This window comes from Bacteroidales bacterium, assembly GCA_023228145.1.
Classification (GTDB): Bacteria; Bacteroidota; Bacteroidia; order Bacteroidales; family CAIWKO01; genus CAIWKO01.
The window spans coordinates 1-18,869 of sequence record JALOBU010000009.1 but is presented as its reverse complement, the minus strand read 5'-3'; the positions used below and the strand labels follow the sequence as shown (position 1 = coordinate 18,869).

At 36.8% G+C, this 18,869-nt stretch carries 18 protein-coding genes and 1 pseudogene; 12 read left to right on the top strand and 7 right to left on the bottom strand.

Features of this window, described 5'->3' with window-relative positions; genetic code table 11:
• Positions 1 to 19: 19 nt before the first annotated feature.
• On the bottom strand, positions 20 to 649 hold the full coding sequence (locus M0R16_06055) for a hypothetical protein (GenBank protein MCK9612448.1): 630 nt from the start codon (positions 647 to 649) through the stop codon (positions 20 to 22).
• An 87-nt stretch (positions 650 to 736) separates the two neighbouring features.
• Positions 737 to 1,963 carry a tetratricopeptide repeat protein gene (locus M0R16_06050; GenBank protein MCK9612447.1) on the bottom strand — a complete coding sequence of 409 codons (1,227 nt, stop codon included), beginning with the start codon at positions 1,961 to 1,963 and terminating at the stop codon, positions 737 to 739.
• A gap of 50 nt (positions 1,964 to 2,013) precedes the next feature.
• On the opposite strand from M0R16_06050, the pseudogene M0R16_06045 reads away from it, so the two are divergent.
• A pseudogene (locus M0R16_06045) lies at positions 2,014 to 2,424 on the top strand (secondary thiamine-phosphate synthase enzyme YjbQ).
• Positions 2,425 to 2,426: 2 nt separating this feature from the next.
• Here the strand turns inward: M0R16_06045 and M0R16_06040 are convergent.
• Positions 2,427 to 2,729 carry a metalloregulator ArsR/SmtB family transcription factor gene (locus M0R16_06040; GenBank protein MCK9612446.1) on the bottom strand — a complete coding sequence of 101 codons (303 nt, stop codon included), beginning with the start codon at positions 2,727 to 2,729 and terminating at the stop codon, positions 2,427 to 2,429.
• 419 nt (positions 2,730 to 3,148) lie between these two features.
• Between M0R16_06040 and M0R16_06035 the strand changes: the two genes are divergently transcribed.
• The 6 genes from M0R16_06035 to M0R16_06010 are packed head-to-tail and all read left to right on the top strand — an operon-like array spanning position 3,149 to position 8,348.
• Positions 3,149 to 3,718 carry an RNA polymerase sigma factor gene (locus M0R16_06035; protein ID MCK9612445.1) on the top strand — a complete coding sequence of 190 codons (570 nt, stop codon included), beginning with the start codon at positions 3,149 to 3,151 and terminating at the stop codon, positions 3,716 to 3,718.
• A 60-nt stretch (positions 3,719 to 3,778) separates the two neighbouring features.
• On the top strand, positions 3,779 to 4,240 hold the full coding sequence (locus M0R16_06030) for a hypothetical protein (GenBank protein ID MCK9612444.1): 462 nt from the start codon (positions 3,779 to 3,781) through the stop codon (positions 4,238 to 4,240).
• Positions 4,241 to 4,243: 3 nt separating this feature from the next.
• A complete protein-coding gene (locus tag M0R16_06025; protein ID MCK9612443.1) occupies positions 4,244 to 4,774 on the top strand; it encodes a periplasmic heavy metal sensor in 531 nt (176 codons plus the stop codon).
• A gap of 39 nt (positions 4,775 to 4,813) precedes the next feature.
• Complete coding sequence (locus tag M0R16_06020; GenBank protein ID MCK9612442.1) at positions 4,814 to 5,416, top strand: Spy/CpxP family protein refolding chaperone; 603 nt, start codon at positions 4,814 to 4,816, stop codon at positions 5,414 to 5,416.
• Positions 5,417 to 5,431: 15 nt separating this feature from the next.
• Positions 5,432 to 5,833: a DUF302 domain-containing protein gene (locus M0R16_06015; protein MCK9612441.1), complete on the top strand. Its 402-nt coding sequence runs from the start codon at positions 5,432 to 5,434 to the stop codon at positions 5,831 to 5,833.
• A 25-nt stretch (positions 5,834 to 5,858) separates the two neighbouring features.
• Complete coding sequence (locus M0R16_06010; protein MCK9612440.1) at positions 5,859 to 8,348, top strand: TonB-dependent receptor family protein; 2,490 nt, start codon at positions 5,859 to 5,861, stop codon at positions 8,346 to 8,348.
• 50 nt (positions 8,349 to 8,398) lie between these two features.
• On the opposite strand, the gene M0R16_06005 is transcribed toward M0R16_06010, so the two are convergent.
• From M0R16_06005 to M0R16_05990, 4 genes are all read right to left on the bottom strand, one after another.
• Positions 8,399 to 8,635 carry a hypothetical protein gene (locus M0R16_06005; protein ID MCK9612439.1) on the bottom strand — a complete coding sequence of 79 codons (237 nt, stop codon included), beginning with the start codon at positions 8,633 to 8,635 and terminating at the stop codon, positions 8,399 to 8,401.
• A 30-nt stretch (positions 8,636 to 8,665) separates the two neighbouring features.
• On the bottom strand, positions 8,666 to 8,902 hold the full coding sequence (locus tag M0R16_06000) for a hypothetical protein (GenBank protein MCK9612438.1): 237 nt from the start codon (positions 8,900 to 8,902) through the stop codon (positions 8,666 to 8,668).
• Between the two features lie 98 nt (positions 8,903 to 9,000).
• Complete coding sequence (locus tag M0R16_05995; GenBank protein MCK9612437.1) at positions 9,001 to 9,729, bottom strand: tetratricopeptide repeat protein; 729 nt, start codon at positions 9,727 to 9,729, stop codon at positions 9,001 to 9,003.
• A gap of 10 nt (positions 9,730 to 9,739) precedes the next feature.
• On the bottom strand, positions 9,740 to 10,312 hold the full coding sequence (locus tag M0R16_05990; protein MCK9612436.1) for a sigma-70 family RNA polymerase sigma factor: 573 nt from the start codon (positions 10,310 to 10,312) through the stop codon (positions 9,740 to 9,742).
• A 402-nt stretch (positions 10,313 to 10,714) separates the two neighbouring features.
• Here M0R16_05990 and M0R16_05985 point away from each other — a divergent pair, with 402 nt between their 5' ends.
• The 5 genes from M0R16_05985 to M0R16_05965 form a co-directional block, all read left to right on the top strand.
• On the top strand, positions 10,715 to 11,125 hold the full coding sequence (locus M0R16_05985; protein MCK9612435.1) for a hypothetical protein: 411 nt from the start codon (positions 10,715 to 10,717) through the stop codon (positions 11,123 to 11,125).
• Between the two features lie 153 nt (positions 11,126 to 11,278).
• Positions 11,279 to 13,552, top strand: coding sequence for a caspase family protein (locus M0R16_05980; GenBank protein MCK9612434.1), 2,274 nt, complete (start codon positions 11,279 to 11,281; stop codon positions 13,550 to 13,552).
• A 25-nt stretch (positions 13,553 to 13,577) separates the two neighbouring features.
• Positions 13,578 to 15,074, top strand: a complete 1,497-nt coding sequence (locus tag M0R16_05975; protein ID MCK9612433.1) for a S1C family serine protease — start codon at positions 13,578 to 13,580, stop codon at positions 15,072 to 15,074.
• Positions 15,075 to 15,097: 23 nt separating this feature from the next.
• Positions 15,098 to 18,298 (top strand): tetratricopeptide repeat protein, encoded by a 3,201-nt coding sequence (locus M0R16_05970; protein MCK9612432.1) that lies wholly within the window; start codon positions 15,098 to 15,100, stop codon positions 18,296 to 18,298.
• Between the two features lie 160 nt (positions 18,299 to 18,458).
• Positions 18,459 to 18,869 (top strand): hypothetical protein (locus M0R16_05965; GenBank protein ID MCK9612431.1); only part of this gene is annotated, 411 nt, incomplete at its 3' end.

Below are 18,869 nucleotides of genomic sequence, written 5' to 3'. Positions count from 1 at the left end.
CATTGTTTTTAATGAAATATTAATTTGCACCCATTGTCAGGTTTATTTCCGTTGTAACAATATCCAGTATGGTTTGGTCGCCTTGTATGTATTGCTTTTCCACGCGTGACTCCATTTTAACTTCGTCGATGGCAAGCTTGATAAGCCTGTAAATAGTGGTTTGTAGTGTCCCGGAGCCTTCATAGGTGTTGGTTGTTGTGACACCGGCTATCTGCATTGTTTGTGTGGATTTTATTTTTTGCAAAGCCAGTAATTCTTTATATTGGGTCTCTGTGTCGCTACCGCCACCGGTAAAGTACCAATATCCCTCTTCCTTGTAAGTATAAACAGAAGTGTCGTTGGCAATGTACTCATCCCAGACATAGGTACCATTGGTATTAAAGGATATTCTCATGGTGGCTGAAGAAATGTACACTTTATTGCCAATAACAGTGATATATGACGAACCATCGTATTCGTTAGTAACAATGGTGTCGTTATGTTGTACCACATGTTTATAGTACGAAAAGCTCCAGTTCTGGCAAAGGCGGTATTTTCTAGAATAAATAGTAAAATCGGAATCTTCATCTCCGATTTTGCATGAATTAACCACAGGTATAAGGAGAATTCCGCAAATAATCAATAAAAGAAATCTTTTTGCTTTTTTCATGTGAAAAATATTTGGAGTAAATTTACTACAAATTTAAATTTTTTTTAAAAAAAAGATACATTTTCTTACTTCAGATAAGAAATTAAATTATTGGCACTTTGCTTCAAGAACTTTGGTCGCTTTCGGATATCCTAGAGCTGCCGATGATTTGATATCATCGCACATTCCTTTTAGGTCATTCAGGGCTTCTTTGCATTCAGAGCGAAAAAAATACCATTCTGCACAGGGAATAATTCTCAAGGCATTGTTATAGTCGTTAAGTGCGGCTTCATATTTATTCTGGGTAAACCATAATGAGGCCCTTCCGGCATAGGCTTCGGCATTACCGGCATTGGCATTTATGGCTTTGGTATAACAAAGCTGTGCACTTTTGGAATTATGCCGGCTGATGTATAATTTAGCCATGTATAGATGTGCAGAATCATTTTTCGGATCTAACTGGCTCGATTTTGTAAAGTCTTTCAGAGCTTCCTCAAGTTTATCAGTATGGTAATAACAAATCGCTCTTTTATAATACAACTTGGCATCTTTTAGATTAAATATGGTTAAAAGCATTGTAATGTGTTCGGCAGCTTTTTCATAATTGCCCGAAAGGAAACATACCGTGGCACAATGGGAATGAATATCCTTGTTGCTCATTTTCAGTTCTGTTGCTTTCAGAAAGTCAGAGGCAGCAAGGGAGTATTTGCTTTCTTTTTCATAAATCAGGCCTCTGCGGTAATAAGCTTCAGCTAAAGTGGCTTTTATTTTTATGGCGGCTGTATAATCAGCCAGGGCATCCTTTTCTTTTTTTAGTTTTTCGCTGACAGCAGCCCTTTTTAAGTAAGTTTCCTGATTTTCACTGTTTATCAGTATTGCTTTTGTAAGGTCACTAAAAGCCTGTTTTAAGTCGTTGCTTCTGCTATAAAGTTCAGCACGGGCAAGGTATGCTTCCTCGTATTCGGGCTTCAACTCTATAGTTTTCCCATAGTCAGCAATGGCTTTCTTAAAATCTTTCAGTTCTGCATAAACTTTTCCACGTAAGGTATAAGCTTGATAATATTTGGGAAAGATTTCTATTGCCTTGTTAAAATCTTTCAGGGCAGCATCGAAATTTTTTTGCATAACATAACAGTTTCCTCTTCCTGTATATGCTTCATAAAAAAACTCGTTTTTTTCAACGCATTTTGTGAATTCTGCTATTGCAGCAGTATAATCTTTTTCATGGAATTTCTTTTCGCCTGCTTCAAATAATGAATTGGCGGTTTGTGAAAACGTAGCAAAAAAGAAAAAGATATTAAATATGAATAAAGATAACCTTAGGAATGATAACATTTCTGTGTACTTTTGATATTCATAATGCAAAAATAACTTTTTTAATTTTTATGATATATCAAACAGAAACAATCCTACCATCTTTTGGAAGAGGCTTTCATGTGATTACCGATATTATATAAAAAAACCTTCCCAAACTTCCTGAAGCAGGTTTATTGAATATTTTTTTTCAGCATACATCTGCTGCAATTACCATCAATGAAAATTCCGACCCAACGGTTTTGAGCGACATGGAAAATTTTTTCAGAAAGCTTGTCCCCGAAAGAGAACATTATTATTCACATGATGCCGAAGGCAATGATGACATGCCGGCACATATAAAATCCTCTCTTACGGGGACATCACTTACTATCCCGATTGTTAAAAGTAAAATCGCTTTAGGCACATGGCAGGGCATATACCTCTGCGAATTTAGAAACCAGAATCAAAGAAGGAAAATTGTGTTAACGGTATTTTCCTGAAATTATTCGTTGCCGCACATTTTTACACAGTCTATCAGGTTGGTGATAGCATCTGATTTAAGAGAGTAAAAAGTCATTTTGCCACTTCTTTTTCTGTCGAGAACACCGTGTGTCCTGAGCAGGTTCAGGTGCAAAGAGGCAGCAGCCTGTTCGATATTCAGTTTTTCGTAAATCTGTGTTACGTTCATTTGTTTGTTGGTTTCCAATAACTCAATGATGGCTATTCTCATCGGATGAGCAATGGATCTCATTTTGCGTGCTGCGGCATCAAATTTGTTGATGTCAATTTGTTTACTTAGTGTCATAATTTTAATTTTTTAATGTTTATAATTATTTAAGTTTATAATGGTGCTATTTAAAAATAAATTCTATGTGATAACTTTACATTATTATATTTTATTGCCTTTTCCATTTAAAATGATATATGTTTTTGTTAATTTTTAATAAAATATCTAAACATAATATTAAATTAAAATGCAAATATATAAAAAAAAATGACGTAATTATAAAAATATAAAATAAAATTAAAAAAAAATAAGTTATACTAAAAAAATGCAGTTAATGTTATTAATTCATTTGTTTATTACAAAGTTTTCAAATATTTGCCAAATACTTGCAGTTATTAAAAATTTTGCGTATTTTTTAAATTAAAAACTTGTTAAAAATAAAACTGTTAATAATAAATGCAAAAATCTAATGCATATTTGTATGCTTATCAGCAAAAATGGAAGATAAAGAACTTTTAAACGGTATTATTGAGGGTAAAAAAGAGGCAAGCTATGCAATGGTACACCAATATTCAGGTATGGTATTCCGGCTGGCCATGAGTTTTGTGAACAACCGAGAGGATGCCGAAGATATCAGCCAGGAAGTTTTCATGGATGCTTTTGCCAATATAAGCCGTTTCAGGCACACTTCTTCTTTATCAACCTGGTTATACCGTATTTCTATTAACAAGTCTATCAACTTTAACAAAAAGAAAAAGCAGTATGCTTTTTTGCAACCCTTTGTAAATAGCAGCCATGAAAAAAATATTGACATAATCACAGAAAAAAATAATTTTGAAATAAGCCCCGAAGATATACTCGTGCTTGCTGAAAAAAATAAAATTTTATATTCCCGGATAAATAAACTGCCTAAAAACCAAAAAATAGCTTTTACCCTGAATAAAATTGACGGCATGTCATATAAAGAAATTTCGGAAATCATGAGTGTTTCGGTGGCTTCTGTTGAATCACTGATACACAGGGCAAAAATGGAGCTTCAGTCTTCGCTGTTGAAATTATTTCGCTAAATAATTTTTTTTCTGCAAGTTTTTTTAGGATTTGTTGTCTAATGGTATAAAAAGCCTTTTATGGACTGCAAAAATTTCGGAAAAAACATTCTTAATTATTTTTATCAGGATACAGACACCGCTCTTCATCAGGAAATGCAGGAACATCTGGCTCAATGCAGTACCTGTAAAGTAATTTATCAAAAATTGACATCAGTACTTTCAACAGTCCCTTCTGATGAAGAACTCATGCCCGATGAGTTTTTCCAGCAAAGGCTGATTGCCAAAATCAATAATCTGAAGTCGGAAGTATCTGCAGGAAGAATTTTATCTGGTGTATTGCGACCTGTTTTTTCAGCCATACTGATACTGGCTGGTATTTTTATAGGTATTAAAATAAGCGACCACCTTTTTGATAATAATGATATTGTAGAGCAAAATCAGAACATAAAAAATGCAGAAGTGCTGATAGCTGAAGAATACGGGTTGAAAGAAAACAACATGGAAGCATTGGAAACATATTATTTAAGTAATAACGAATAAATTATGAGCTATTTCAATAAAAACAGAGTAACATTATGGCTGGTCGTTGCGGTGCTGTTGATAAATACCGCAGCTATTGCCACTATATTATATAAGATGTATAATGAACCCCTCAGTAACAAACCCAAAAAAGGGCAACCTTGTATGCAGTCATTTCTCGAAAAAAAATTAGAGCTTACACCTGTTCAGGCCAAAAAATTCAGGATAATGAAAAAGGCGCATCACGACAGTGTCGCAGCTTTGCGTAAACTGATGGATGAAAAAAGAAGTGTCATCTCAGAAAACCTGTCAAAAACAGAACCCGACAGCCTTTTATTGTATTCGACTGCAGATGATCTCGGAGTTCTTTATGCGCAAGTACGCAAGATGTTTATCAGCCATTATTTAAACCTTAGAAAAGTATGTACTTCAGAGCAACAACTGAAACTTGCAGGGATATATTCAGGTGTTTTTTGCCACGACGACTGTATGCACAAACCTTTCGGTTTTAAAAGTAAAAAAAAGCATAAGGAATGCAAAAGGGAAAGATTTTAAAAAAATAATATATGACTACAAACTAAAAAACTAAAAAAAATGAAAACAAAAAAGTTAAATGTAATTTTTGCAATGATGTTGGCGTTTATTTTTCTTTCCGCCAGCAATATGGCTATGGCCCAGTGCCAGCATCAGCAACAACAAAAAGAAAACCCCGGTACCTCGGCAGGTCAAAAATGTGGTCTCGGATTTATTAAAGACCTGACTCCTGAGCAGGAAAAACAAATTACAACGCTGAAACTAAAAATGCAGAAAGAAACCCTTCCAATAAAAAATCAGATAGACGAAAAGAAGGCGCATTTAAAAACTGTTTCATCAGGAGACAATGTTGATGTAACTGCTGTGAACAAAACCATTGATGAAATTTATTCACTCAAAGCCGATATGGCAAAAAAACGTGAAGCTTTCAGGCAGGATGTAAGAAAATTATTAAATGACGAGCAAAAGCTAGCTTTCGATTTACATCATGCAAAGTTTGGGGATGGTGAAAAAGGCAAAGGCCCGAAACAAAATCCCGGCTATGGGCATGGTAGCGGCACAGGTTGTGGAATGGGACAAGGCTATGGCCCGGGAAAAGGATGCTGCGGACAGAAACCTGATGCCGGTCAACAACATCAAAATTGCCCTCATCAGAGTAAATAAAAAACAAGTAAGTATATGATAGTTAATGAGTTGTTCTTTGAGACAGCGAGTCCTTTCGGTTTTGAAGAAACATTAAAAAAATTGGCTGAAAGCATTGCGGCAGAGGGTTGGAAGACCCCTGCCGTTCATGATTTACAGCAGACCATGCGTAATTTCGGCAAAGAAGTGTTGCCTGTCAGGGTGTTTGAGATCTGCCATCCAAAGCATTCCTCAAGAATACTTGAGAAAGACGATGAGCGCGTAGTTTCCGCCCTGATGCCTTGCAGAATATCGGTATATACGAAATCAGACGGGAAAACCTATATTTCAAGAGTCAATGCGAGTATGGTTGCAGCATCCATTGGGGGCATTATTACCGAAGTAATGACAAACTCAGCGCTTGATGTGGAAAGAATTATTATAAATGCATTGAAATAAAGATAATGCAGAAGGAATAGCAGGTATGAAGTATTTAATATGTGCGTTGTGGCTGTTTGCAGTAAGTTTAGTAACATTATCACAGAACAAACCTGAAAATATCAATGGAAACGGCTCATTGGGCAAAGGGACAATTTTAGGAACGGTACAAGACCAAAAAGGAGGTTCACCTGTTGAGTTTGCCAATGTGATTGTTTGTAAAAATTCTGATTCTTCCATGGTAACTGGGGGGCTGACAAATTCAAAGGGGAAATTTATCATTGATAATATTCCTTATGGAGGATATTTTGTAAAAATTAATTTCATTGGTTACGCTGCAAAAATTATCCCCGATATAGTTATTAACAGTGATAAATCATATATTAATTTGCATACAATTGATTTGGAAACCACTGCCACAGCTCTTGATGCTGTTACTATCACCGGGCAAAAAGACCAGGTAGAATACAACCTCGACAAAAAAGTTATTAATGTAGATAAAAACATACTGACTGCGGGAGGTACTGCATTGGACATCATGCAGACGATACCTTCTGTGGAAGTGGATATAGAAGGGAATGTAAGCCTAAGAGGCTCTACCAATGTAACGATTTTTGTTGACGGAAGGCCTTCAGGCCTTACCAGCCTTGACCAGATGCCTGCCGGAATGATAGAAAAAGTAGAAATCGTTACAAATCCTTCTGCGCGGTATGACCCCGATGGCATGTCGGGTATCATTAATATTGTTACAAAAAGGAAAAAAGAAAACGGATATAGTATAATGGCTACGGTTAATGCCTCAACAAACGGCAGGTACGGAGGCTCTTTAAATTTTGCATATAATATAAAAAAATTCGGGTTTTATATAAATGCAGACGGCAGAAGAAACAAAATGAATTCATATTACGATTCATACAGAGAACTGTATTCCAATGATACTACTACCTATTATAAGCAGCAATCCGAGTCACAAAGAAAGGGATATTTCGGCAATATCAAACTGGGGGCAGATTATTTTATAAACGAACGCAATACATTGTCGGTTTTTGGAGAGTATAATATCAGAAGGTTTAACCCTGAGGATGATGCTGATTATTTTGTATATGATTATAATAACCTGCTTGCCGATTATTACAACAGGCTTAGTAAAACATCAAGTTCTTATGGCGGATACGAAACCGGCTTGGATTATAAATTGACATTTAATAAAAAAAATCAGGAACTGACTGCGAGTATTTTTTATTCCAGCACTCCCTATGAAAATGTGGCTGATATGACCACTACGTATTATAATCCCGACTTGACGCCCAGCGCAGAGCCTCCATGGGTTCAGAGAAACGGAAATAAAAATAAGAACATCAGGTTTTACGGGCAGCTTGATTATATGCATCCTTTCGGCAAGTGGGGAAGAATAGAAACGGGATATAAAGGTTCCTATATATCCAATTATCAGGATTATAAATCGTTTGACTTAAATAACAATAATGGCGGATGGATGTATAACACTTATTCCAGCAATATCTTTGATTATTCACAGCAGTTACATTCGGCGTACCTGATATATGCCAATAATATTAAGAAATTTATGTTTCAGGCTGGCATCAGGGCTGAGGAAGCCATCACAATTTGTGAGCAGAGGACTACGGATTCTACTTACAGGAGTAATTTTTTCAATGTGTTTCCCACTATTCATTTAAAATATGAATTTACCGACAGGCATGCCTTGCAAATCAGCTATAGCCGACGTGTCAACCGCCCGCGGTCCGGCAATCTGAACCCTTTTATCAATTATTCCGACCCCATGAATTTATCGGCCGGCAACCCTTATCTGGAACCAGAATTTACCAATGCTTTTGAACTGGGGCACCTGATTAGTTTTAAAAATACATCTTTCAATACCACACTTTTTTACCGGGAAACAGACAATATGATAACCCGTGTTATGAGCCTTCTCGACAACGGAGTAACATTTACAACATATCAGAATCTTGATAAGGGAAGTTCTTTCGGACTGGAGCTGATTTATGCTCAGGGAATTTTTAAATGGTGGAAGATAAATGCTAATTTCAGCCTTTTTGGTACAAAATATTACGGAGAATCATCCATCGAAGGGTTTAATGACATACATCCTAGCTGGACTGCCAAAGTGAATTCGGCTATGACCTTTTGGAAATCATTTGATATACAACTGGGATTTAATTACAGGTCATCACAGGTAATAGCTCAAAGCCGTGGGTGGGGCCACGGCGGTGGAGCCGATGCACAGGGAAAAAGACTTGCAAGCTATGATTTTGATATAGGCCTGAAAAAAGACTTTTTTAACAATATGCTGACCCTGACCTTAAGGGTTAGTGATGTATTGAATACCCGCAAATCCGAAACACAAACTAATGCGGAAGATTATTATTCGGTAACGAAGCGTTGGCGCGATTCAAGAGCGCTGTTTTTCGGGGCATCTTTCAAATTTAACAAGGGAATTAAACCGAAAAAGAAAAAACAGCAACAGGAATTTGAAGATGATGAGTATGAATATTAAAAAAAAAGGCTGCCTTTTGAGACAGCCTCTTTCTGTAAAAATGAATATTTTTAATCGCAGGTTGTTGAATAGGCTATTTGGTCACCATCACCGTCAACATATGAATATGTGCCCAAATTTTCTACATATGACAGTTCTTCGGTTGTTAATGCTTCATATGTGTAAACATTGGTATAAGATAAAACACCATTTACTGAAGCAGTTTCAGTGCATGTGTATTTTTTCTTGCATGCGGTAAAAGCCAATACAGCAAAGCCTAATACTAAAATTAATCTTAATTTTTTCATAATTAAATTGTTGGTTTTTAAAAATAATTTTTAATCACAGGTTGTTTCTCTTGCAATTTGGTCACCATCACCGTCAACATATGAATATGTGCCCAAATTTTCTACATTTGACAGTTCTTCGGTTGTTAATGCTTCATATGTATAAATAGTAGTGTTAGCTAACACACCATTTACTGAATAAGTTTCAGTGCATGTGTATTTTTTCTTGCATGCGGTAAAAGCCAATACAGCAAAGCCTAATACTAAAATTAATCTTAATTTTTTCATAACTAAATTTTTTGGTTAGTAATAAATTTTTACAAATTTAAATATATAATTCTTAAAACAAAATTTTTTTCAATTTTTTTTCAACAATTTTATTAATATTAATTTATTTCATCTAAAAGGCTTAAAGCATAGTTTTTATAAATGCAGTTTTGGCATTGTATAACTTCATTTAAATAAGCATTGCCCTTCTCAAAATTTCCATCTTTTATGTAAGTTAGGGCAGTGTAATACATTGACGCATAATAATATACTGCATTTTTGTCTATAATCGCCAAAAAGTTTTCCACAGCCTTATTTTTGTCTTTCAATTGCAGGTGGCACATGCCGGTATAAAACAAAACAGTGTCGTTATTTGGAGCATCCGTTTTTATGGTTTCTAACTTTTTGAGGGCTATGCTGTATTTTTTATCTTTATATTCAATCATGGCTTCGTTCATACTAACATTCTTATTGAATCCCATTAAGACAGGCAATCCGTTGTCTTCAATATAATATTTATTGTACAAACGTGTATTTATAGTCAGATGCTGATAAAGGAAAAAGCCCGGTATCATCAAAATAACCAAAACTGCGGCGATGGAGATAGCTATGCGTAAATGCTTTATTTTGGTTTCTTTTTTAATTTGCCCAAGCTTTAAAGCCTCAAGTTTTTGTTTCAGCAGGCTATGCCCGTAGATATTAATGCCTTCAACTATAGCCAGGTATTCATCAAATTCTTTTTTAAACTCCGGTTCTGTATTAAGCCGGGTTTCAAAATTGCTTCTTTCCTCTTCGGAAAGTTTGTTGAAAAGGAAGTTATCGAAAAGCAGGAGTATATCATTTTCCATATTAAAAAATTTAATCGTACATATCTTCTTTACTGACACGCCCAAATGCAAGCGATTGAATTCGTTTTAAACATTTCAGCTTTTTGTTTTTTGCCACATCCTGGTTTTTAAATTTCAAAGCCTCGGCTATTTGTTCCATGCTGAGGTTATCAAAATAAAATAAGGTAAGCACTTTACGGCATTTTTCATCAATCATCAGCAATAGCTCGTTTACTTTTTTAGCCATGTCGAAAAAACCACCCTGCTCCAATTGATAGGAATATTCTGTATTAAGGGCTATTCTTTTTAGGTGTGATTCCGACATTTTATTCTTGTTTAACAGATTAAGTATTTTATACTTTCCAATTTCAAATAAATATGATTTTAAAGTTGTGTTGACATTTTTGGTGTAACGCCCATTGACAATATTATGATAAACATCAATGACTGCATCAGAAAAGACATCCTCAGCCTGTTCAGTTTCGATGTTATATTTGTAAACCGCCCATCTAAGGAAATCCTTACGGTGTTTTTGGTAAATAATTTCAAGGGATTTGGGTTGCCCATGTTTCAAATTATTAATTATGAACTCGTCATTTTGCATAAATATGTCTGTTTATAGCTTTTATGGTACAAAAGTATATAACCTGAAAAAACTTTTTTTACAAAATAAATACAGTATATTGAATTTTTGAAAAAAAAATACATTAAATTTATTAATACACTGTTGAGGTTCATGAAAATTTATGCAAAGCATAAATTTTTTTTTATAAGGTATTATTTGGCTTAATTATTGTTTTTAAAATGCCTGAAAATATTTTACATTAAATATTAATGAATTTCATTTTTTATGTTGGTTATTAGGATTTTAAAATTGTGATAATCCTGTTATTTTAACAAAAATTGAATTTTAATATTAAAATGAATTATTTTTGTGGTTACCTTTTGCAAAATAAATTATAAACCTAAAAATGAATTAAACAAGTATTAACCAAAAACAATGATTATGAAAAAGTTAGTTTTAGTAGTTTTAGTTGCATTTGTTGCATCTGCTTTTACATCGGTACAGGCTCAGGAAAAGAAAGATGTTACCACCAAAGCTTCGGTATATGAAAAAACCCGTGGTGCCGACCCCAATATTACTGTAGGCAAACCCACTGATGATACCAAAGCAGTGGAACCTGAAAAAGCACGTAGCGGAGTATGCACTATTACCGTGAACAATTACACCCCTTATGGTGTAGATATTTATGTTGATGGTTCATGGGTGGGCACCATTTCTGCTTACACCAAGGCCTATACCACAACTTATTCCGGCAGTACAAAAATCTATGGTAAATCTATCGGAGGAACTTATTATTGGGGCCCGCAGACATTTTACTGTGATTATGAATACACCTGGAATCTTTGGGAATAAATCCAAACTGACATGTAAAAAGAGGCTGTTCATAATGAACGGCCTTTTTTATTTATAATGAGCCGTATTGTTTGTCGCTTTAAAATGTAGTAAATTTGTAATACTTTTTCGGTTACTTCATACGTTCAGAAATTATTAATAAATAAAATTTTTATGGTTAAATCATTTGTTAAGGTATCGAAGAACAGTCTGGTTATTTTCGCAACAATGTTTTTTGTTTTCATATCACTTTCTGCGTTTTCGCAGACAAAGAGAGCTTTACTTGTTGGAATTGACATTTATCAGCCGGTGAATCCCCAGACATCCGAATCTCGGGGCGGGTGGACCAACCTGGATGGTTGTGTGAACGATGCCACGGTGATTGAGCAGATCATTATCAGCAGGTTTGGTTTTGATAAAAAAAATATTTCAACGCTTCATAACCAGGAAGCCAAACGCGAAAATATCATCAAACAGCTTGAAAAACTCATTGAAGTTTCTCAGAAGGGTGATGTAGTGTTTGTTTATTATGCAGGGCACGGTTCACAGGTTTATAATTCTTTATCTTCGGAAGAATCAGGCGATAAGCAGGATGAAAGTATAGTGCCTGCCGATATGTTCGATATTCGTGATAAGGAGTTGTCGGTATTATTTAATAAACTTATTGATAAAGGAGTGATATTGACTTTGATTTTTGACAGTTGCCACAGTGGTTCCATCGCACGCGGAAATAACCTTCCTGAATCTTTCAAATCACGCCATATAAACGGCAGCAGCATTGATGCCAAAGACCCTTCGGTGCCCCAAAAGCCTGAAGACAGGGGTGCCCTTGTGCTGTCGGCAGCTCAGCCCGAGCAATTGGCTAAAGAAGCTTTGGACGATAACGGCGCACCTCATGGAGCATTTACGGTTGCACTTACAAAAGCCCTAAACACATCATATGCAGGTGAGTCTGTTGAAGTACTATTTCTGAGGATAAAAGCCATCATGCAGGCCAAAGGCAGCACACAGGAACCCGTGCTGGGGGCTAATTCGGAACGAAGAAAACAAGGGCTTTTTGGTAATGCCGTGGATAAAAATTCGGGAAAAACATTAGTAGCCGTAACAAGCACTGATGGAACAGACAATATAGTATTACAGGGAGGATGGGCCATCGGGCTTAATATCAACTGTGAACTAAAAAAATCCGGCAGCAGCAATACAGAAGAAACCATTATGATTACTCAGGTGTCCGGTATGTCGAAATCAAAAGCAAAACTGATAAAAGGAGACATCAATGCTATAAAACCCGGAGATTTGTTTGAAGTAATCAGTTGGGCGGCATCTAATGCTCCTGACCTGAAAGTGTGGTTTCCTGAAAATGATTTTAACCATGCTGACCTGCTGAAAACATCTGAAAATATTAGCACAATTTCAGGCAACAAAAGCTATACATGGATTACCGACCCTGTAAAAACTTCCCCCGACTATATAATTCAATATTATAATGGTTCATGGATAGCTACAGGCCCGGAAAATAAAGTAATTGACCTCGGCAAGAACCCCGATGCTGAAACTATCAATAAAAAAATACCAAAAAAATCCGGAATTTTTCTTCAACTGCCACCTTCAAAGGAATTAATCAAAACTTTAGAAATAGGTGTCGATTCACGGAATAATGCCATAGACATAACCAAAAACATTGTGGATGCGAATTATATTCTTGCTGGCTCTTTTATTGACAATGTAATCAGGTATGCCTGGCTGAAGCCAAATATAAGTGAGTCCGACACTACTTTTATTGCAGCAACACCCCTGAAAACAGATTGGATTTTAATTAAGAAAACAGAAGATTTTGTTACTGCTGGACAAAAACTAACGGAACTGGCACTGAAACTTGGAAAAATCAACGCATGGCAAACCATCAGTTCTCCGCCTGATGATGGCTCTTTCCCATTCAGCCTCGCATTGAAAAATAACAAAACCGGCGCATATCTCACTGCCGGAACTGTTCTCAACGGGGAACAATATTCGTTGGTGCTTACCACTACCAAAGAGCAATTAAAAAGATGGATGGGAAAAAGCAGGTATGTTTATGTCTTTATTATAGACATTAACGGTACTACTCAGCAGATTTTTCCACCTCAGAATACCGGCAATGAAGGTAATAAACTCCCCAATTCCAGGATATATAATTATGAAGAAGAAATTCCGCTGGGGCAGATAACATTTACCATAGGCCCTCCCTTCGGAATTGACAGTTATTTTCTTGTAACTTCCGATGAAGCCATTAACAACTTTCAGGCATTTAACAGTGAAGGGGTTGTCAGTAATAAAGGAACGAGAGGAGGCTTCGGTCTGGACAATTTATTAAACTCTGTGGGAACCGGCTCCAGAGGCGTTGCGCAAAATACCACGCCGCTGAACTGGTCGGTGCAAAAATTATTGATAAGAAGTAAAGAAAAATAATTCATTCATCGAAAAATTTGTCATTATGAAAAAAACTTTATTATTGGCCGTTGTATTATTATTTAGTTTTACTCAGGCGATATCTCAAACCCAGCCGACATTATCGGATATACTGGAAAATGTATTGTCTTCGGTAGTTACCGTTTCCGTTGAGAGGACAGAAGATACAAAACAGTTGCTCGGCTTTCGTGGAAGCGAAGCTGAAACAGCTTATGAAAAAATTTTAGATTTAAGTAATTCCAAAGGCTCCGGCTCGGGTTTTATCATTGAAAAAAACGGAAAAAAATATGTTATCACAAATGCACATGTTATTGAAAACGCTTCAGAACTGGCAGGCAGTATTTATATATATTCCATTAACCGCAAAAAGTACGAAGCGAAGGTTGTAGGTGGTGATTCTTTTTATGACATCGCTGTTCTTGAGTTTATCACACCTCCGGGAACTGAGGTTAGTACTGTCTATTTTTCTGCAAAAAACCCAAGAATTGGAGAAAAAGTGTTTGCCCTTGGCAACCCGTTGGGCGAATATCCTTATTCGGTTTCAGACGGCATTATCAGTGCAAAAAACAGGATACGCAGCGGGCTAACAGGCAAGTTTGGCTTTCTGCAAAGTACCGCCACCGTGATATGGGGTAACAGCGGCGGCCCGCTGGTAAATGAAAAAGGGCAGGTTGTCGGCATCAACTCACAGATTGCTTTCGCAGATATGAACGGACAGTCTATCTGGCAGCCTCAGATTAATTTCGCACTCGAAGGTGTTATCAGCAAAAGAATTATTGAAAATATTATAAGCAATAATGGCAGGGTAGTGAGAGCGTACATTGGCATTGAGCTTTCGCAGAAATATCAATACAATAAATATTCTACAGTTACCAAAGACGGCTGGGAGCTTTCTGACAGCCTCCCGGTAATAAGCGGTGTTATTCCCGGCTCGCCTGCAGAGAAAGTGCTGAAAGATAAGATTGGTTATAAAATAATTGATATTAATGGTGTTGTTGTAAGAAACAATGAAGAAGCCCTGGGTGAATTTGAGAAACTGACACCCGGCAGCATAGTGAAACTAAAACTTAAAAATGGGAGTAATTTGCAGACTATAGATATTACAGCTATGGAACTTAATCCGCAGCGCTTACAGGAAATATCGTTTTATGCCATGGAAAAGAATGGGATTAAACTGTCTGCAAAAGACGGAGGTGTTTATATTTCTTTTAATGAGTACGAGCCTTATGCTGAGGAAAAAAACAGTGGGGGATTGAAAGGTGCTACGCGCCTGAGGGGGCAGGAGATAAATTTCGGAACCTGGAAGATTGAAGCTGCCGGATACGATAGCGAAAATTACAAGTCAATGTGGCGTGTGAAAACAGCAGCAGACCTGGGTGCCGCGCTGAGAATGTCGTCATCTCTTGGTACTGTTGACCTGTATCTAACTCAACCGGAAGGTTACAAAGACGATGTTAAGGTGAAACGCCTTTCTTTCTCCGGAAATAATCAGAATTTGTGGAAAGTATTATTGTGGTATTAAAAGGTAATTTAATAAATACAAACATGAAAAAAATAATATTGCTTTGTGCAGTTTTGATGGTGCCGCTTATGATTACGGCCCAATCAAAGGGAATTACCGGCATTCAGAATAATCCGGGTTCCGAAAGCAAAAACATCCATGCCATCATCGTAGGTATTTCGAATTACAAAAACATTCAGAAATTGCAGTATGCCCATACGGATGCTTATGCTTTCTATAAATTTTTGATATCCCCTGCAGGCGGCAATATTGATTCAAACAATGTGATTTTATTGCTCAACGAAAAAGCAACGGCAGGGCGTATTTATGCTGCCCTGGAGGAAATGCTCGAGATGGTTCACGAAGGCGACCAGATTATATTTTATTTTTCGGGCCATGGCGACCTTGAAACAAAAACGGTAAGGCAAAACGGATTTCTGCTCGCTTACGATGCTCCTGTGGCTGCTTATATGACAGGAGGGACTATCGGAATCAATTATCTGCAGGATTACCTGCTCACTTTTGCCGATAAAAAATGCAAGGTGTTGCTTGTTACTGACGCTTGCCGTTCGGGAAAACTTGCCGGAGGTGTTGAGGGCGCCCAGCTTACAGCAAAAGCTTTGCAGGAACAATGGCAGAATATCACAAAAATCCTCTCTTCGCAGGGGGGAGAGCTTTCATATGAGGATAAAAAATGGGGCGGCAACGGAGGCGGCGTTTTTACACATTACCTGCTTCGTGGTATGAAAGGGCTGGCGGATATGAACAACGACAAAAAAGTTACTTCGGCTGAACTGCTGGTGTATCTCCTGCAGAACATACCGCGTGAAACCAAGTTTGTACAAAATCCAAGTGTAAACGGTGATATGAATGCCGTGATATCCCATGTTGACAGTGTAACTCTTTTGGCTCTGCTCAATGAACAGGGAACAGAAACCGGTACATCGAGCCAGCTGGCATTCAAGGGATTTGAAGACAAAATACTGGAAAAACTTGACTCGTCGGTTGTAAGAGAGTATCAAAGTTTCCAGCTTAGCATCTCGCGCAACCTTTTGATAGATTCTGCAGAGAATCAGGAAAGCGCATGGGCAATATATGAGAGGCTTAAAGACAACAAAGATGCGGCAGCAATCATATCTAACGTGAAAAGAACCTTGCTTGCTGCCTTGCAGGATAAAGCCCAGATAGTAATCAATAATTATCTTGCAGGTATGGACATCCCCGACAGCATTGACTTGAACAAAGCCTATTATGAGATGGAATACGCTTACAACATGATTGATGAAAGCTATATCATGTATAAGAACATCAAATCACGCTACCTCTTACTGAAAGCCTGCCTCTATGAAACCGACAATCAAAAGATACTCAGCATACTCAATGAAGTGATTACACTGGAGCCCGATGCCGCCTTTGCATATTTCCTTATGGGAGGTTCCTACAGCAACCTGAAGCAATACGATATGTCGAAAAAATATTACCGCAAAACCCTGGAATTGACACCACGCTGGGCTTATGCATGGAATAATCTCGGAACTATTTATACGGCGGAAGGCAAACATGATTCTGCTATAATTTTTTATAACAAAGCTATAGGGTTTAAAGTGGATATGCCCGAACCTTATTATAATCTTGGCCTCAGCTATTATAACAAAACGGAATATGAAAAAGCCATAAATTTCCATCAGCAGGCACTGGTTCTTAAACCTAAATATTCCAGTGCATATTCAAGCATGGGATGGTGCTATTACGACCAGGAATTGTATGAGAAAGCCTTGGAAATGTTTAATAGAGCCCTTGAGTTTAAACCCGACGACAAAGATTATAAAACCAATGCCGCCCTGTGCTATATAAAAATGAATGAACCCGATGTGGCAATAAAAATGCTGCAGGAAGTCGTCAAATACAACGATGGTTTTGCCAGGGCGCTTTATAATCTTGGCTTTGCCTACGAAACCAAAAAAGTTTTTGATAAAGCAATATATTACTATAAACGCTCCGCGCAAATTGACACTTCTTATTGCACAGGCTACAGTAAAATAGCTGCAATTTACCTGTATGAGTTAGAAGATTACACCAATGCCGAAGACTATTATAAAAAATATCTTCAATTCAGACCTTCTTATACAAGCACTTATGTGAATCTTGGTAATTTATATTACAATCAGGATAAATACAACGAAGCGCTTTCTTATTATCAGAAAGCTTATGAACTTGACACCCTTTACGCACAAGCTTATCTTTATGCAGGGCAGTGCTTTTCATCTATGGACAGGCTTGATGAAGCCATGCCTCTCTACGAAAAGGCCATGAAATCTGACCCCAAATATGCTGCGACATACATTGAACTGGGGCGTGTTTACAGGCTCCAGGGAAAATATGAAGAAGCCAAAGAATATTACCTGAGGGCTTTGCAGGTGGATTCTACAGCATATAAGGCTCTGTACAAAATTGCAGATATGTATCAGTATGACTTGAAGGATTATGTAATTGCAGCAGATTATTTCAACCGGTATGTTGCCCTTAATCCCAATAACAGCGATGCGTATCTTGAACTTGGCAACTGCTATTATTATGAAAGCAAATATGATGAGGCTTTGGATAGTTATTACAAAGCCCTTGAAATTGATACTAATTATAAGGGAACTTATTTGGATATCGCCAATGTATATTATGATATGAAAGATTACCCAAAATCTGAAAAATATTACTTAAAAGCTATTTCTAAAGATAGTTGTTACGGACTGGGGTATTCCAATATCGGCGATTTGTATTACGATATGGGACAATACAAAGATGCCATAAGCAGTTACGAAAACGCCATGCGTTGCGACAACAAATACGAATACCGTACTTACACCATCGGGATGCTTTACGCCAACGAATTAAAAGATTATGAAAAGGCAAAACTCTATTATGAAAGATACATAACTTATGCCCCTGACAGGTACCTTGGCTACCAGGGTTTAGGATATGTTTACCTGAAAACCGGGAAAAACAAAAAGGCTGAACAATATTTTATCACATCCATACAGAAAGAACCGGAAGAACCCTGGGTGTATTATAATATGGCTTGTTTTTATTCTTTAGGCAACGACCATGTAAACTCCCTTGACTATCTGGAGAAGGCATTACAAAAAGGTTTTGACAACTTTGACCATATTGGAACCGATACCGACATGGACAATATCCGTAATCTTCAGGGTTTTAAATTTCTGATTGAAAAATATTCAAAACAAAAGTAAATTGGGTATATCATTAAAAATGTTATAAGGTTTAACAATTTTTTTTGATTTAACAAAAAAATTTCTTAATTTTAGTGAATTATATTTTTAAGGTAAGAATCTCCTTAAGATAAATTTTACATTTTTAATGATAATTCCTAAACTTAAAATTCAAAAAGCAATGAAAACAAATTTAGTAAAAAAAGTTCTCGTGCTGATTGTGGTAAGCACATTCAGTATTTTTCAGATGCAGGCGCAAACATTCGGAAGCGGCAATTTGGGAGGGACGGGTTGTACAGCAACTGGAACTCTTGGCGGTTGTACAAACACTTATATCGGTAGCGCCGCGGGCGCTTCGGTAACTGCCACAAATTCTCATAATACTTTTATAGGCAGTGATGCAGGTTTTTCGGCAAATGGTAGTAGCTCATATAATAATTTTGTGGGGTCCAATTCCGGAAGGCAAAATACAACAGGGATTAATAATTGTTTTTTCGGATATGGGGCAGGTTATTCCAATGTTAGCGGAAATAATAATGTCTTTTTAGGACATTTAACAGGGTGTTATAATACGTCATCCAATAATACATTT